Source organism: Dorea sp. Marseille-P4042, assembly GCF_900290215.1.
Taxonomy (GTDB): Bacteria; Bacillota; Clostridia; order Lachnospirales; family Lachnospiraceae; genus Dorea; species Dorea formicigenerans.
The window spans coordinates 409,809-425,223 of record NZ_OLMI01000002.1 but is presented as its reverse complement, the minus strand read 5'-3'; the positions used below and the strand labels follow the sequence as shown (position 1 = coordinate 425,223).

Sequence of the window (15,415 nt, the reverse complement as noted above, 5' to 3'; positions counted from 1 at the left end):
CTTATAATAATAACCAGATTGGAAAATTAATTGCAAACTTATGGAGGAAGAGCAATGAAAAACAAAATGAAAAAGAACATATCAAAAATATTGGCAATATGTGCAATGGTTATGAGTGTTACAATAGCTAATCAGAATTGTGTATTTATTTATCATCAAGAAGAAAAACCTGACGAATTAAGAAGGCTGAGAAGATTTTGATAAATAAAATGGCTGATATACTTGCTTGTTTTGTAATAAAAAATAGCGAAAAATATAATGGGAAAGATGAGTATGTCATACTTAAATATGGATTTCAAACAATACTGGAAGTTTTAATTTGCAGTGTATCATGTATTACAATTGCATATTTCTTAAATATGTTTTGGGAATGCATTATGCTTTTGGGAATATTTTTATTGCTTAGATCATATAGTGGAGGCATTCATTTAAAAAAGTTTTATCAGTGCTATATATGTTCTAATATAGTAATTATTACCATATTATTACTTTCTAAATCAAAAATTTTATCATGCAGAGTAAGCATGGCTATTGACACAATATTTTCAGTTTATATTTTGTATACAAAGCCAATTGGTGTATTAGATGAAGAGGAGCTTGCGTATTTCAAAAAGAAAATAGAAAAAAGAATAATTATTATAAATTTGATAAATATGTTATTTCTTTTAAAAAATAAGTTAATGTATTGTTCAGTAATAGCATATGGGTTAATTGGGATAACGGTGTCAATGTTTCTTGGGAAAATTAGTGATTTGTAGCATAAAGCGGTAAATTAAAAGACACTTTATTGAAATTTCAAAGCTAGTTTTTGGTATACGTTGATATACGGTAAAATATTTGTGTTATCTCATTGATGAATAACGAAGAGAGGGAGTATAGTTAATGATTAGTGTTTTGGATGAAATAATAATATATTAAAATAAATATGAAATAACTCCTTTTGAAAAAAACTTTGAATACAACATATAAAAAAACGTAGTATTCAAAGTTTTTTTTGTGTGCGTTTTTCTTTGAGTAAGTTAGAGAGAAAATGGGTTTTAATTAATGAAAGACTTTTGGTAGTGCTCATATTCAATCTTACAAGATGCGTGGAAAGAGGTGATACATAGATTACGCTTTAGTATATGTGACTGTTTATGTAAGAAAGCATGAGTTATATTTAATATTTAAAGTATGCGATAAAAATTTAATATTAAATTATGAGAACGTTCTGAAGATTTATGTCTATCAGAGCGTTTTTTACTATCTAATTGTTTGGAATGAACAATTACGGACCAAGAATAATTTTTGTATTCGTGCTCCACCATTGGTCTGAACTAAAAATTCAGATCGGAGGAAAGGACATGGAAAGCAGAAGGCCAAAAAGAAGAAAAGATAAATACAATCCATATGAAATCTGTGAGAAGAATGGAAAATATTATATTTCATTTAAAAGTAATGAAGAAATACAGAATTGTATAGAAATAGAAAGAACACTGTACGATGAGTTTAATAGCTTTGAATTGCAGGATTTGTCACATATGAATGTTGTGGATAGGCATCTGGAACAGTCAGAAGTCCGGGATTCCAGTTTATATGAAAGAGCAATCGAGAAAGAGGAAAGTGTAGAAGATACTGTTCTGAAGAAACTGGAGGAGGAACGGCTACATAATGCAATTCAGAAGTTGTCAGAAATTCAAAGAAGACGCTTGATTAAATACTATTTTGAAGAAATGACTTATGAACAAATTGCGCAGGAGGAAGGATGCTCTTTTCGGAGAGTAGCAAAGTCCGTAAAAGCAGCAATTGAAAATTTGAAAAAAATTTTAAATTGATGGGGGAAAAATAGCGTCTAAGTGAGGAAACAGATGGAAGGAGAAATATTCTGATCCGTCTGTTTCTTCTTTTTATTTTCAAGAAGTTTTAGGACAGACTGAACCTTGACAAATACATATCCATTCATCAGACACATTCCTGTTGTTATCGTGATGAGCGTAAGCTACATTAACAGATACGCCATGACAAAGTCTGGGTAAAGACAGCGAAATCCCACCCGTATACTTCCTTTTGGTTTCAGTTTGTATTACCCGGACTGTTGAGCGAAAAAATATTTGGTTATAACTGTCAGATTGCTTCTGACAGAGCGATGACAGACAACAGGTATAATGATACTCCTGTCCGGTCATAAAGTCGTGTATATAAAATATTTCTTTGATGCCGCAACAAGTGAGGGCAGCTTCAGGAGATCCCTGGAGAGGAAAAATCCCATATATTTATTTTAAATAAAATCCTGTGGAGCTGATTAGCAGTCAGCCGTCTGATGATTTCCCTATTACAAGTCGGGGTGTCGGGGACAAATAGGCTTGTATTTTACATATTTAGGGATAACAACAGTTAGAAAGACGAGAGGAGATAAAGCAAAGATGGAAGATAGAAACGTCAGGCGTGGGGATATTTATCACGCCGACCTTGATCCTGTATTTGGAAGTGAACAGGGCGGTTATCGTCCGGTGCTGGTGATTCAGAATAATATAGGAAATAAATACAGTCCGACAGTGATCGTGGCAGCAATTACTAGTAAAGAAAAAATGAAACTGCCGACACACATTGCAGTCCCGGAAATGGAAGGTTTGGAAAAGGATTCTGTAGTGCTGTTGGAGCAGCTTAGAACTTTAGATAAAAGACGGTTGGAAAATTATGTGTGTACCTTAGATCGTACTGAAATGGAGAAAATCAATAAAGCAATCCGAAGAAGTACCGGGATACCGAAGATAATTGAAAAACCGTTAGTCGTGAGCCTGTGCAGAATATGTGCAGGCAATTTTTATGATGTGCCGGAGCACTATATCCGACGAGTGAATCCAGAACAGCGATATAAGGATACATGTATGTTTTGCAATGTCAGAAAAGGATATGACTATTATATAGGAAAGAAGAAAGTGTGAGGGTAGTATATGGAGCAAGAAAAGGTACTATTGAATGTAGAAGAAACGGCAGCCTACTTGAATCTTGGGATGACAAAAACTAGAGAATTGATGAAGGAAAATGAAAAAATATTTGTTGTTAAAATTGGCAATCGCAATTATGCACATAAGCTCTTACTGGATAAATGGCTGTTGGCACAGGTCAGAAAGTAAGTCAAGAATGCGAAACAAAAATTCGCATGTTTGTTTTGCACGTTTATGAATGGTAATTTGAAGGAGCAACAGATAAGGAGTTTTTCAGGAGGAAATAATTATGGCAAAAGCATTACCAAGAGGAGTTAGAGAGAAGAACGGTTCATATGAAGCAAGAGCGGTTGTAAACGGAATTAGAATCAATTTATATGGAACAGATCTAAATGAACTGATGGAAGAATTTGAAAAGGCAAAAGAAAATGCCAGGGATACATTGGATTATAGAAAAACCAGAATCACATTGAATGAGTGGTTTGAAGAATGGTTTTCAGAGGTAAAGCAACACCGGGTGAAGGAAACGAGTATTGCACCGATGAAAAATAATTTCAAAAGAACATTTGGTTTTTATATTGGTTCAATGAAGTTGAAAGATATTAAACCGTTGGATGTTCAGAGAGCATTAAATGCAATGGAACAGAATCATGTATCGCACAGTGCAATGCGAGAAGCATTGGGGCGTTTAAGAGAATGCTTAGATTTTGCATTAGGAAACCAATTGATTAAAGTAAATCCATGTTTGATTGTAGAAGTACCATGGACATTTAAACAATCAAAAGAAGAAATTGCATTAACCCAGGAAGAACAGGACAATTTCCTGAGTGAGATGGAGGATAGCTGGTATAAAGAAATGTTTTATTTCATGTGTCTGACAGGTGTCCGAGTTGGAGAACTTGGTGGAATGAAATGGAGCGATATAGATTTTAAAAAGAAAGTAGTTCACGTCAGACGTTCCTTGAGTTGTAGTTATTATAATGGAGAAAAGAGAATGATGCTTGTAACTCCTAAAACGGTAAATTCAATCAGAGAGATTCCGTTTTTAGGAGAAATGGAAGAAATATTAAAAGCTCAGAAGAAAAAACAGAATAAGCTAAAAGAGGAACTGGGCAGTCGCTGGAGAAGTACGGATGATTTAAAAGATTTGGTATTTACAACAGGCATGGGAAGTCCCTGCGTCAGATATGTTGTAGAGAAAGAAATAAAAAAGGCTTTAAAGAGAATGAGAGAAAAAGAAGGAGTTCTGGCAGTACAAGAAAATAGAGAACCCAGAGAGATCAGGGACTTTCACCCACATAGTTTACGACATACGTTTGCTACAAGATGCTTTGAAAAGAAAATGGAACCGAAGGTTGTCCAGAGGTTGATGGGACATTCGAGTATCAGCATCACATTAAACATTTATACACATGTCTTGGATAATATAATGGAAGAAGAAATTAAGAAATTTGGAGTGGCGAAGACACAGACACCGGAAGAATATTATAATGAAGAAATTCGAAGGGCTAGAATTTCGGCTATGAGTCACTGCTGATTATAAAGTTGGGGTGCGAAAATACTCCCCAACTTTATAAAAAGGATTCCCCAAATAAGAAAAAATGAAATTGAAATCAAGCAACAAATGCTCAGAATCATTCCCCAACTTAAAAAATTGGGGAACACAGGAAATCGTCAATAAGCTAGAAAGAGAAATTCCTTGAAAGTGGTGATAAATACATAGCTGTATTATATATAGGTAGTAATACAGGCAGGAATCTAAATTCAGAAGTTCGCAAATCATAGCTGGAATGTAATCCAAAAGTCGCAAATCAGATGAACGCATAATCTTACAGTTCGCATAAGAATTTGAACCGTATGATTATCATGTAAATCAACGAAAAACCTTGAATTTCCTATGAAAATGGGATGATTCAAGGTTTTTTTGCGTATTGGGGAATAAATTTTGACTTATCGTAAATTATCGCTATTTATGCATGGAATTGGGTAAAAGTTGGGGAGTAGTGTAATTACCCAATATTTCCCCAACTTTTGATGTATGATAGCGAAGGATTCCCCAACTTTTCATAAGCTATCGTGGAAAATAATAAATTGAAATATTAAAAAAGAGAGATTATAATGAGGACACAGATTTTCGATTATTTGCATAAAGAACCATCTAGTAGTAAAAAGGGGAATAGAATTGATTTTATATCATGTAACATTATTTAATAAGCCAACACAGGAAATACTGATTCCACGAATACCAGGAGATACTTCTATAGGGGAAGAAGTTAAAACAAATAGAATATGTTTGGCACCAAGTATTATTCAATGTTTGCGTGCATTGGAGATATATAAGTATTTTCAAGAAGATACGCTAGATGTTAAAGTTTATAAGATAGTCGTTGATGAAAATGATGAACAGTTAATTTCATGGGAACAGTTATATTTAAATGGTTTGGTTGATGATGCTGCACTTACACGCACATGAATATTGGTATAAAAGTAAGCTTATTCCAGTAGAATATAATGAATATAGAATTAGTGAATGTGTAAAAAAGAGGTATATTATTATTCCCTCAAAAGAGAAAATGCGGATAAAAGAAATCATAGAAACAATGGGAGTATGTTTTGATAGACTGGAGAAATATAATGCATTTCAAATTATGAATGAATGGCTTCCACGACAATCAGAAACATTTCAAGAGCAAGTAAAAAGAAATTAACACATAAAGTTGAAGAATATACAGAAGGGTCTGCTGAAATTTATAAGACAATATTTGGAAATATTCCAGAACGTTTTCGTGAAGAAAAAGATTTTCGAGAAATTGAATATCTTGAAAAATGTAAAATAGAATATATTACATAGCCGATTGATTCAAATTGAAAATCAGTCGGCTTTTTTCATGCTCATTTTTATACATAGCCAGTCTCGTAAAAAGGATTGGCTATTAAATTTTTCGAGGAAGGAGGAAGCCATATGACTAAGTGTAAAGTAATTGCCCTTGTTGGACGATGGAGAAGGAGTGGAGATAGAACCGGAACAAAAGAAAAAAGAGCGTGAGCGGTAGAAAGGATTCAGTCTGCCAGAGAGTTTCTGGCAGATTGAATGTGAAAATCGCACAGTCGTTTTCTCCTGAGAAACTTGTTATAGTTAGCAAAAAGAACAGGAGGAATATCAGACTTTTTGTGCAAAGAGAAAAGAATTACTGAATCGGTATCCAACCTATCCGAGAACGGACAGCCAGTATTTGACGAAGGGCATGCAGGCAACTGCCGCTTCCATGATCCTGTGGCTGCGTGACAATATGCCCTTCGGAAAAGGCTGTGCCGGCGAGCCGGATATTGACCGGGTAACAGACGACAGCAAAGTGACCGACCACCATGCCATCATCCCAACTGTGGAGATTGCACGGACAGACCTGTCAGAGCTTCCTTCCAGGGAGAGGGACGTGCTTACCCTGCTTGCCGTCAGACTGCTTTGTGCCACAACGCAGGCAAATCGGTTTGAAGCGGTCACCGCTATGTTGGACTGCCAGGGATATACTTTTACAGCAAGAGGAAAGACCATCTTACAGTCCGGCTGGAAAGAGGTGGAACGGATTCACCGTATGAGTATCAGGCAGAGTGAAACGGAACATAGAGAAAACGAAGATGCCGCTCTCCCTGTGCTGAAGGAAGGACAGACTTTTGAAACTGTGTCAGCAAGTCTCCGTGAATGGAAAACTTCACCGCCGAAACACTATACGGAGGACTTATATTGTAAAGGGTAGTTAAGAAAAAAGCACAAGAAAGGACAAAAAATGAGAACAAAAAAAGCAGAAAATGAAAAGATTACTGCCCTCTACGAAAGACTTTCTCGTGATGATGAAATGGTAGGGGACAGTAACAGTATCGTCAACCAGAAGAAGATGCTTGAGGATTATGCAAAACAGAATGGCTATACTAACATAGAGCATTTCACAGATGACGGTTATTCCGGCGGTTCATTTGACAGACCGGACTGGAAAAGAATGATAGCAGGAATTGAGGACGGAAGCATTGGCACAGTTATTGTAAAGGATATGAGCCGGATAGGGCGTGACTATCTGCAGGTGGGCTTTTATACGGAGGTCATGTTCAAGGAAAAGGAAGTCCACTTTATTGCGATTGCAAACGGAGTTGATAATCAGAAAAGAGAGCAGTGAGTTCGCCCCGTTTCTAAACATCATGAATGAGTGGTACATTCGTGACTCCAGCCGGAAAGTGACTACGGTGCTTCGTGCAAGGGGAATGAAGGGAAAACACACCACCAATAATGCCATTTACGGTTACCGGAAAAGTGAGGAAGATAAAAACCAGTGGGTAATTGATGAAGAAGCTGCCGAGGTGGTACGCAGGATATACCGGATGTCTCTGGAGGGGAAAGAACCCTATGAGATTGCAAGGATACTTTCGGAGGAACAAATCGAGCGTCCATCCTATTATCTTGCCAAGCGGGGACTTGGAACCTGCCGTTCCAACAATAATACTGCACCCCCTTATGTGTGGCGTGGGGCAACGGTGAGGGATATTCTTTCCAAGCCGGAGTATATGGGACATACCGTAAATTTCCGCTCTTAGAAAGAGTCCTACAAGGATAAGAGGGCAAAAAAGACACCAAAAGAGGACTGGGTTATTTTCAAGAGTACACAGGAAGCAATCGTTTCTGAAGAAATGTGGAATAAGGTGCAGGAACTGAGAAAGACCGTCCGCAGGACGGATACAGTCGGCGAAGCCAATCCGTTTACGGGACTTTTGTATTGTGCTGATTGCGGTGCGAAAATGTACAACCATCGTGGCGGAGCAGGAAGGGCAAGAAATTGGAAAGGGGAATTAAACGGAAAACGCAGACCGGGTCGTGATGAGTATAACTGCTCCACCTATAACTTAAGCAGACAGAGTTATGACAAACAGTGCAGCCAGCATTATATCCGGACAGAGGTTGTAAGAAAGCTGGTGCTGGAAACCATCAAAGCGGTCAGTGATTATGTGATTACCAATGAGGAGGAATTTATCAACAGGATATATTCCTTTTCGAGAGACAAGCAGAAAGAGAGCATAAGGTCTTTAAAGCGAAAAATTGCACAGGACACCATTGAAATATCTATGGAAAATGCCAAAGCCGAGATTGAAAAATATGAGAGTGATACAGTCCGGGCAGACAAATTTATAGAACTTGTGAAACGCTATACGGATTTCAGTGAATTAACTACCCCCATGCTGAATGAATTTGTGGAAAAGATACTTGTCCATGAAGCGGATTATTCCAGCGGAGAAAGGGTACAGGAAGTGGAGATTTACCTGAACTTTATCGGGAAGTTTGAACTGCCTGTAAAAGAACCGACTGCGGAAGAAATTGCAGAGCATGAAAAGCTGAAAGCACGCAGGGCAAAAAAAGCAGAATATAACCGCAGATACATGGAAAAGCGGAGAAAGCGTATCGCAGGGGAAGAACAGAAATCAAAGGAAGTCACAGTAAACGGTTAAGGGTATGGAGGATAGAGAGCTTATGAAACAGGAAGAAATCAGAAAGTGTACAAAGGTTGTGGAACTGTTCCGCAGTATGATGGATGAATTGGGAGATATGTGTGTGGTATATGATGTTAGGTTCGGCTTTATTGTACTGGAGTATTACATGGATGGATATTTTGAGAATAATTCCAACTACGACAATGCAGAGGACTTGTATCATCACTTGTTGGATAAATGGAAATTCTGCTGGATTGTGGATAAGGCTTTAGCACATTTTGAAGCAGCATTCCGGCAGATACAGACGGAATAAGAAAGTGTCACAACATCTGAGGGGGCAATCGGTTTGAACACTGATTGCCTTTCCTGACAGGAAATTGACGATTTAAGGCGTTCCTGATGAAGTGACAGGGAAATATGCCTTGCATATCTTTTGATACGATTAAAGGGCATAAAAACGAAAAAAGGCTACATAATTTGAACATTTTGAAGGAGGGTATCGCAGTGTCTAGGATGGGCAAAAAAGAAAAAATGAGGAATCTTTTAATCATTTTAAGTGCATAACCCGTTATTATATATATATAGATATTCAATGGAAAGGAGTCTGATGCGTGTTGAGTGATGACGAATTAGTGGAACAGATTCTACTTGGAAATGAAAATGTAGCAGAAGAATTGATAAAACGCTATTATACATCTATTTTACGTTACTGTAGGTGGCATTGCTCTAATCTGGAAAAAGCAGAAGACCTGACTCAGGAAACATTTTTGAAGTTGTTTAAGAATTTATCCGGATATAAAGGGAAAAAGAAATTTAAGGCTTATCTATACACGATTGCAAATCATTTATGTATTGATGAAAGTAGGAAAGTTGAGTTTTATCCATTAGAAGATGAAGAAAATATAGTGCATGAGTATAACGACATAGTTCGGCTAGAGGATAGGGCAGAGATAAGCTATTTTTTGAATTTTTTATCATCAGAACAAAGGGAGGCAGTCATTCTACGCTTTGGAGAACAACTTAGTTTTGGAGAGATTGCAAAAGTGATGGGATGCAATATGCGAACAGCACAAAGCAGGGTTCGTAATGCTTTAAAAATTATGAGAAAGGAGCAGGAAAATGAAAGATAAAAATTTGAAGGGCTATTTAAAGCAATCTTTAGGAGAGGAAGTACATCCTAAAAGATTAGAGGAAACGATTAAGCTTTGCACTGAAATTGTACGAGAACAGGAAGTGACTAGGGCAGAACCGAGGACAGGTTTCTTTCACTATCTTTCAGATGTATTTCGCTTTGAAGGTATTCCAATATTTGGTTTGCAGGCAGTAACGTTATTTATAGTTTGTTTAACAATTGCCAGCATTGCAGACGTGCCAAAGAATATACCAATTTTTATGCCGCTGTTTGTATTGGCTATCATACCAGCAATTTTTAAAAGCCAGTATTATGGAATGAGCGAGATTGAAGCGGTAACAAGAGCTTCTGGTGCCCAAATCACGTTAGCAAAGCTGGTTTTGGCTGGGGCAGCTAATTTGGTGTGTATAACAATTCTTTTGTGTATGGAAGTTTATTTGCAAAATTCTTATAAAGAGATTGGACAGATGGTCCTATACTGCCTGGTTCCGTACTTAGTGTGTATGGTTGCGTTGCTACGTTTGATCCGTTTGCAAAAGAAACAGAGTTTACAGATATGTGCGATTGTAATGCTGGGTTCCTGCATTTGTTGGGGTATGTCAGCAAGAATATTGCCATGGTTATATGAAACATCAGCAGTGGGGGTGTGGATTGTTACATTTTTGATTTTTGCTATGTTCTTTATAAATGAAATTCATTATATTGCAGAGATGAGAAAGGAAGGAAAAATGTATGGAATTGTCGCTTGATCGTTTAACAAAACAGTATGGCAGGAAAATAGCGGTAGATTGTGTTAGTGCAACCTTAAAGCCGGGAGTATATGGTCTTTTGGGGGCTAACGGTGCAGGTAAAACAACATTGATGCGTATGCTATGTGCTATTTTGGAGTCAACCTCAGGGGAGGTATTGCTGGATGGAAAAGAAGTAACTTCGATGGGGGCATTTTACCGGAATGTGTTGGGTTATTTACCACAGGATTTTGGATATTATCCAAATTATACTGCGGTGGAGTTCTTAATGTATATTGCAGCACTGAAAGGAATACCGAAGAAGGTTGCAAAAAAACGTGTGACTGAATTGTTGGAAGTAGTTGATTTAAGCCATGTGGCAAACAAAAAAGTAAAAACTTTTTCCGGTGGTATGAAACAAAGAGTAGGAATTGCACAGGCGTTACTTAATAATCCGAAAATTTTGATTTTGGATGAGCCGACTGCAGGACTTGATCCGAAAGAGCGTGTCCGTTTTCGTAATCTGCTCTCAGAGTATGCAGGTGATAAAATTGTGATTCTTTCCACACATATTGTATCGGATATAGAAGCAATAGCAGATGAAGTGCTATTGATGAAAAAAGGAAAATTTATATTGCAGGGTACGGTTCCAGAGTTGATTCACAAGGCAAATGGTAAGGTTTGGGAACTTTCTGTTTCTCCACAAGAAGCTAGACAATGGCAGACAAAAACAACGGTTGCTAATTTACGGCATGAAGGAAAAGAAATTATATTGCGTATTATTTCAGACAATATGCCTAGTGAGCGAGCGGTTCCTTGTGAAGCTACATTGGAAGATCTTTATTTATTTTATTTTCCTACAAAGGAAGGAGTGAAATAGAATGGAGCTATTTTGGTTAGAGCATAAAAAGTTATGGCGAAAGAAAATCGTTAAAATATGTGTGTTGTTGTGTTTTGTTTATTATGTAATTTTTGGCAGCATACTTTCGTTTCAATGGTTTGGTTTTGGCAGCTCAGATGACTATACAAGCGCTTTTGGCAATAATTTTGATGGATATACAGTAATAAAGGATAGTCAGGAATATGCACTTTCATTTGGTGGAGAATTGACGGATGAAACCTTGCAGCAAATAGTAAGTGATTATCAGCAAATGGAAGCTGACGGTATGGAGGAAGAACTGGAAAAGACAGACTGGCAGATAGTTAATAGTTGGCTCGGAACATTGTATCCGGAGCTTCGAGATACCAGTAATTATAAAACGATGATAAGCTATGTTGATCCGGATAAGTTAACAGGCTTCTATGAAAGAAGACAGCAGGTGATTGATGAGTTTTTGGAGGTCAGTGGTCAGGTAGGAGCTGAAAAAGAGTTTTTACATCAGATAGAGAGGAAGGTAGAAAAACCATTTCATTATGAGTGGGTAGAAGGATGGTCAACGCTTCTTGGTAGTACGGTTGCGGATCTGGGAGTTGTGATGGCTTTGTTTCTCGGTATTGTTTTATCCTCTTTATTTGCTGGCGAATGGCATGATAATACAAGCGCATTAGTATTGACGACTCGAAATGGTTGGGGGAAAATCGCTCTTGCCAAAATTCTTACTGGTTTAGCGTTTACAGTGGAGCTATTTGTATTACTTGCTGTTTCAAGTGTTATATCACAGTTGTTTTTTATGGGAACTGCCGGATGGGATATGCCGATTCAGAATATCAAGCTGATTGCTGTTGCACCTATGAATATGCTGCAGGCAGAAATTTATGAATATGCTTTTGTATTGCTTGGAGCAATAGGTTTTGCTGGAATTGTTATGTTTATATCAGCGGCTGTAAAAAATAATGTACTTACCTTACTGCTTAGTCTGGCTGTTGTATATGGACCAATGATGATTGCAGAATATCTTCCTTATGGAATGCAAAAAGCATTAGATTTAATACCAATGGTAGGAAGTTCAACAGATATTTTTAGAACCAATACTTTTCGTATTTTTGGGAAGCTTATCTGGTCACCATATCTACTTATTACAATTCCTGTCTTGATTGGTATTCTATGTATGCCATTCGCTATAAAGAGCTGGTCAAGAAGGATGAAGGCATAAATAACAATATGGCAAAGAAAAGAGATAAAAAAATAAGTTGCGAGGGAAATGGTTGAGAGGAATTATCATAGTTTACTTGCTTTTGATACTATGTAATCTATTTCACGAATTTCCTTCTCGATTAGGGAATTTACATAGTATTCCAGTTTCGGAGGAGTGGTATTTAATTGTAGTAAACCGTTGGAATGGAATACTGTCGAGCGACACTTTATAATCGCCAACTTTTACAGATAAAAAGCACAATCGCATCTCAACGACACAATCATGCCTCTTTTCTTGCACTTTATCAGCTCAATGTCTGGTTGTTGATTGCTGCGGTATCTATGATGTCTTTCCTTCCTCCGGCTGCTCGAATCTTCTTTCTGATATAATCTGGTACTTCCTGATCTGTCAATCCATGAAAATTATAATGTACTACAATTCTCTGACGCAGTGCTTCATTTACCTGCTTCTCTAAAATGTGATTCAGATAAGGCTCACCACAAAGAATCAATGAAAAGCAGTTTACAGAATCATATTTCTGGTTCATTAACATTTTTAAGTCTCTTAAGATGTTACTGTTTAAATACTGCGCTTCATCCAGAATGCAGATAAATGGCTGCCTTTTTTCTTTATATAGATAATACAGTCTCTCCTGAATCGACCGGAACATCTGGCTTTTTCCAAACCCTGATTCTAATCCCAAAGCCTCGCATAACTGCCTGTAGAATTCCTGCACACTTACTGTTGACAGGCATAGATATGCACATTGGTATAGGTTGGGATTCAGCCCTTTCGAAAAACATCTCAGGGCAAATGTTTTCCCCATCCCTGGACTAGCTGTAAAAACTCCGATTCCCCGGATTTCTTTCAAGTACTCTAATCGCGCTGTCATTTCACGGAAATCTTCCGACTCAAATGCATCTTTTTCTTTTACCATCTGTTTATCAAAAGGATTAAAACTTAAGCCATAAAAATCAGTGTACATTCTTTCCACCTCCAAGGACTGTGCTATAATCAATCGCTACTTGATTCTCACGTTTTGTTTTTCCATTTTCAATTCGATTTGTCAGACGAGCCTGATATCTTTTCCCTTCTGAGAATACCCATACTTTTTCTGGATCATCCGGCAGATAACGTACTTCTACTTTCTGTCCAATCAACTGCATTGGGGCATCATAACACCTGCAGTCTAATTCCAATGTTGCATCTCTGGATATCCTACGGGTTGTACGATTCAAAAAGCATTCATCCAGCCATTCCGGGGATTTTGGCTTTCTGATCGGATGCACACTGTGGAGATAACGTGAAAGAGGCGTTTCTCCTGTAGCAGAATGTATGGTTGTGTTATGTTTCCGAATATATGCTGCGAGAAGTTCCTTAAATTCATCCCCAAAGGCAGCAACTGAATTTTATTATCATTTCAGCCAGGCAACAAACTATATCCGCACAGATCGGATTATAAAGGATGAAAAGTGGGAGACGGATACAGAATTTGGCAAGATGGATATCACAATTAACTTGTCAAAACCAGAAAAAGATCCAAGGGATATTGCAAAAGATGGAACTGCAAAAAAATCTGGATACCCGGCGTGCCTGCTTTGCAGGGAAAACGAAGGGTATGCAGGTCACCTCTCACAACCGGCAAGACAAAACCACAGGATTATACCAATCACTCTGTGTGGAGAGCAGTATTATTTACAGTATTCACCATATGTGTATTACAATGAACATTGCATTATCTTTAATGAAAAGCATATTCCGATGGCAATTAACCGTATGACTTTTAATAAGCTCCTTGATTTTGTTAAGCAGTTTCCACATTATACGGCAGGTTCCAATGCAGATCTGCCAATCGTAGGAGGGTCTATTTTGAGTCATGATCATTTCCAGGGGGGAGGTTATGTCTTTGCTATGGCAAAAGCACCTTACGAACTGGAATTTGACTTAGAGAGATATCCAGATATACATGCAGGAATTGTAAAGTGGCCGATGTCAGTGATTCGTTTACAGGGAAGAGCAATGGATAGTATAGTATCACCATATCAAAAAGGAAAATATTGGACTGATTGAAGTTATGGGACTGGCTGTATTACCCGCCAGATTGAAGAAAGAAATGGCAGAACTAGAACAGGCAATTCTAAATCATGAAGACCTGAGACAGAATGAAACAATGGCTGCCCATGCTGAATGTGCAGAGGGATGGATACCAAAATATAAGATTACAGATAGTAATATTCATTCTATCATACAGAAAGAAATTGGAATTGTGTTTGTGTAACAAGTGGAGCATTAGAACTTGGTGTCGGACAGGAACTATACCATATGGAAAAAGAGATATAGGCTTTGTATTTCCAGATGTTATTCATCACTATCAGGTACTGACACCCGGTGTAAATAAAGCGGCTTATCTGATTGCATCGCCATTTACGATAGCCAAATTTGCAGATATCATGCAATCCATGGCTCCTGAATACCCAATCATCGAAGCGGAAAAGGTTGAACCGGAGGTATATAGGGTTATAAATGCAATTTTAGAGACAGAACAGTCGGATATTACTGTTGCACAGGCATATCTTCAAATTGTGTTGGCACGCTGCATAGGAAAATTAAATTTGGTAGAAAAGAGCAGTGTGGGGAGCAACGATCTTATTTACCAGACAGTTTCCTATATATCAGCAAATTTCAAGAAGAAGTTTTCGTTGGAAGAGATGGCAAAAGACCTGGGGGTGAGCAAATATGTTTTATCCAGACTCTTTTCCAAGACATTCCATAGAAACTTTAATCAATATCTTAACGATGCAAGGCTGAACTATGCATGCCATCGCTTGGAAAATACGAGTGATTCTATTACAAACATTTGTCTGGATAGTGGATTTGAAAGTCAGAGAACATTTAACCGAGTATTTAAAGAAAGATATAAAATATCACCGAGTGATTACCGGAGTACTTGTGTGAAAGAGATGTTGTCATAAAAGGTTTTGTTGATAGAAATATTTACTTCGATTTCACAGTACTATGTATTTGATTTTATGTGTGGATGATATAATATAAAAATATTTGTAGAAAATAGCGCTTTATTTT

Annotated in this window: 17 protein-coding genes and 3 pseudogenes; 18 read left to right on the top strand and 2 right to left on the bottom strand. The window is 37.5% G+C overall.

The window, feature by feature from the left end:
- Positions 1 to 54 precede the first annotated feature (54 nt).
- From C7E02_RS07490 to C7E02_RS07420, 16 genes and pseudogenes are all read left to right on the top strand, one after another.
- The gene (locus tag C7E02_RS07490) at positions 55 to 201 is read left to right on the top strand and encodes a cyclic lactone autoinducer peptide (RefSeq protein WP_005341607.1); all 147 of its coding nucleotides are present in this window, start codon (positions 55 to 57) and stop codon (positions 199 to 201) included.
- Positions 198 to 758 (top strand): accessory gene regulator B family protein, encoded by a 561-nt coding sequence (locus C7E02_RS07485; protein ID WP_005341609.1) that lies wholly within the window; start codon positions 198 to 200, stop codon positions 756 to 758. Before C7E02_RS07490 ends, C7E02_RS07485 begins: the two co-directional genes overlap by 4 nt.
- Positions 759 to 1,343: 585 nt before the next feature.
- Positions 1,344 to 1,814 (top strand): RNA polymerase sigma factor, encoded by a 471-nt coding sequence (locus tag C7E02_RS07480; RefSeq protein WP_005341610.1) that lies wholly within the window; start codon positions 1,344 to 1,346, stop codon positions 1,812 to 1,814.
- Positions 1,815 to 2,402: 588 nt separating this feature from the next.
- Positions 2,403 to 2,924 carry a type II toxin-antitoxin system PemK/MazF family toxin gene (locus C7E02_RS07475; RefSeq protein WP_044912293.1) on the top strand — a complete coding sequence of 174 codons (522 nt, stop codon included), beginning with the start codon at positions 2,403 to 2,405 and terminating at the stop codon, positions 2,922 to 2,924.
- A gap of 9 nt (positions 2,925 to 2,933) precedes the next feature.
- Positions 2,934 to 3,116, top strand: a complete 183-nt coding sequence (locus C7E02_RS07470; RefSeq protein ID WP_005341614.1) for an excisionase — start codon at positions 2,934 to 2,936, stop codon at positions 3,114 to 3,116.
- Positions 3,117 to 3,216: 100 nt separating this feature from the next.
- Positions 3,217 to 4,464: a tyrosine-type recombinase/integrase gene (locus C7E02_RS07465; RefSeq protein ID WP_005341615.1), complete on the top strand. Its 1,248-nt coding sequence runs from the start codon at positions 3,217 to 3,219 to the stop codon at positions 4,462 to 4,464.
- Positions 4,465 to 5,109: 645 nt separating this feature from the next.
- Positions 5,110 to 5,400, top strand: a complete 291-nt coding sequence (locus C7E02_RS07460) for a hypothetical protein (protein WP_105309220.1) — start codon at positions 5,110 to 5,112, stop codon at positions 5,398 to 5,400.
- 718 nt (positions 5,401 to 6,118) lie between these two features.
- Positions 6,119 to 6,682, top strand: a complete 564-nt coding sequence (locus C7E02_RS07450) for a DNA topoisomerase (RefSeq protein ID WP_330406797.1) — start codon at positions 6,119 to 6,121, stop codon at positions 6,680 to 6,682.
- A gap of 30 nt (positions 6,683 to 6,712) precedes the next feature.
- Positions 6,713 to 7,096: a recombinase family protein gene (locus C7E02_RS19695; protein WP_242978772.1), complete on the top strand. Its 384-nt coding sequence runs from the start codon at positions 6,713 to 6,715 to the stop codon at positions 7,094 to 7,096.
- Between the two features lie 22 nt (positions 7,097 to 7,118).
- A pseudogene (locus C7E02_RS20195) lies at positions 7,119 to 7,577 on the top strand (recombinase family protein); the annotation flags it as partial.
- Between the two features lie 39 nt (positions 7,578 to 7,616).
- Entirely contained in the window at positions 7,617 to 8,417 is an 801-nt protein-coding gene (locus C7E02_RS19685; protein ID WP_242978852.1) for a DUF4368 domain-containing protein, read from the top strand.
- Between the two features lie 22 nt (positions 8,418 to 8,439).
- Positions 8,440 to 8,712, top strand: a complete 273-nt coding sequence (locus C7E02_RS07440) for a hypothetical protein (protein WP_005341623.1) — start codon at positions 8,440 to 8,442, stop codon at positions 8,710 to 8,712.
- 298 nt (positions 8,713 to 9,010) lie between these two features.
- On the top strand, positions 9,011 to 9,529 hold the full coding sequence (locus C7E02_RS07435; protein WP_055215998.1) for an RNA polymerase sigma factor: 519 nt from the start codon (positions 9,011 to 9,013) through the stop codon (positions 9,527 to 9,529).
- The gene (locus C7E02_RS07430; protein ID WP_105309219.1) at positions 9,519 to 10,280 is read left to right on the top strand and encodes a hypothetical protein; all 762 of its coding nucleotides are present in this window, start codon (positions 9,519 to 9,521) and stop codon (positions 10,278 to 10,280) included. Before C7E02_RS07435 ends, C7E02_RS07430 begins: the two co-directional genes overlap by 11 nt.
- Positions 10,264 to 11,139 (top strand): ABC transporter ATP-binding protein, encoded by an 876-nt coding sequence (locus tag C7E02_RS07425; RefSeq protein ID WP_105309218.1) that lies wholly within the window; start codon positions 10,264 to 10,266, stop codon positions 11,137 to 11,139. Before C7E02_RS07430 ends, C7E02_RS07425 begins: the two co-directional genes overlap by 17 nt.
- Position 11,140: 1 nt before the next feature.
- A complete protein-coding gene (locus C7E02_RS07420; protein ID WP_105309217.1) occupies positions 11,141 to 12,352 on the top strand; it encodes an ABC transporter permease subunit in 1,212 nt (403 codons plus the stop codon).
- Positions 12,353 to 12,638: 286 nt separating this feature from the next.
- On the opposite strand, the gene C7E02_RS07410 is transcribed toward C7E02_RS07420, so the two are convergent.
- Positions 12,639 to 13,319 (bottom strand): ExeA family protein, encoded by a 681-nt coding sequence (locus C7E02_RS07410; RefSeq protein WP_105309216.1) that lies wholly within the window; start codon positions 13,317 to 13,319, stop codon positions 12,639 to 12,641.
- The gene (locus C7E02_RS07405; protein WP_005341633.1) at positions 13,309 to 13,572 is read right to left on the bottom strand and encodes a Mu transposase C-terminal domain-containing protein; all 264 of its coding nucleotides are present in this window, start codon (positions 13,570 to 13,572) and stop codon (positions 13,309 to 13,311) included. Before C7E02_RS07405 ends, C7E02_RS07410 begins: the two co-directional genes overlap by 11 nt.
- Before the next feature lie 145 nt (positions 13,573 to 13,717).
- Between C7E02_RS07405 and C7E02_RS07400 the strand changes: the two are divergent.
- A pseudogene (locus C7E02_RS07400) lies at positions 13,718 to 14,606 on the top strand (UDP-glucose--hexose-1-phosphate uridylyltransferase); the annotation flags it as partial.
- Positions 14,600 to 15,306 (top strand): annotated as a pseudogene (locus tag C7E02_RS07395) (helix-turn-helix transcriptional regulator); the annotation flags it as partial. The pseudogenes C7E02_RS07400 and C7E02_RS07395, both read left to right, overlap by 7 nt.
- Positions 15,307 to 15,415: the final 109 nt, after the last annotated feature.

What these genes read in the sequence shown, in the direction of transcription:
- C7E02_RS07490 (WP_005341607.1), top strand. Translation starts at nt 55, where the DNA reads ATGAAAAACAAAATGAAAAAGAACATATCAAAAATATTGGCAATATGT.
- C7E02_RS07480 (WP_005341610.1), top strand. Translation starts at nt 1,344, where the DNA reads ATGGAAAGCAGAAGGCCAAAAAGAAGAAAAGATAAATACAATCCATAT.
- C7E02_RS07475 (WP_044912293.1), top strand. Translation starts at nt 2,403, where the DNA reads ATGGAAGATAGAAACGTCAGGCGTGGGGATATTTATCACGCCGACCTT.
- C7E02_RS07470 (WP_005341614.1), top strand. Translation starts at nt 2,934, where the DNA reads ATGGAGCAAGAAAAGGTACTATTGAATGTAGAAGAAACGGCAGCCTAC.
- C7E02_RS07465 (WP_005341615.1), top strand. Translation starts at nt 3,217, where the DNA reads ATGGCAAAAGCATTACCAAGAGGAGTTAGAGAGAAGAACGGTTCATAT.
- C7E02_RS19695 (WP_242978772.1), top strand. Translation starts at nt 6,713, where the DNA reads ATGAGAACAAAAAAAGCAGAAAATGAAAAGATTACTGCCCTCTACGAA.
- C7E02_RS07440 (WP_005341623.1), top strand. Translation starts at nt 8,440, where the DNA reads ATGAAACAGGAAGAAATCAGAAAGTGTACAAAGGTTGTGGAACTGTTC.
- C7E02_RS07430 (WP_105309219.1), top strand. Translation starts at nt 9,519, where the DNA reads ATGAAAGATAAAAATTTGAAGGGCTATTTAAAGCAATCTTTAGGAGAG.
- C7E02_RS07425 (WP_105309218.1), top strand. Translation starts at nt 10,264, where the DNA reads ATGGAATTGTCGCTTGATCGTTTAACAAAACAGTATGGCAGGAAAATA.
- C7E02_RS07420 (WP_105309217.1), top strand. Translation starts at nt 11,141, where the DNA reads ATGGAGCTATTTTGGTTAGAGCATAAAAAGTTATGGCGAAAGAAAATC.
- C7E02_RS07410 (WP_105309216.1), bottom strand. Translation starts at nt 13,319, where the DNA reads ATGTACACTGATTTTTATGGCTTAAGTTTTAATCCTTTTGATAAACAG.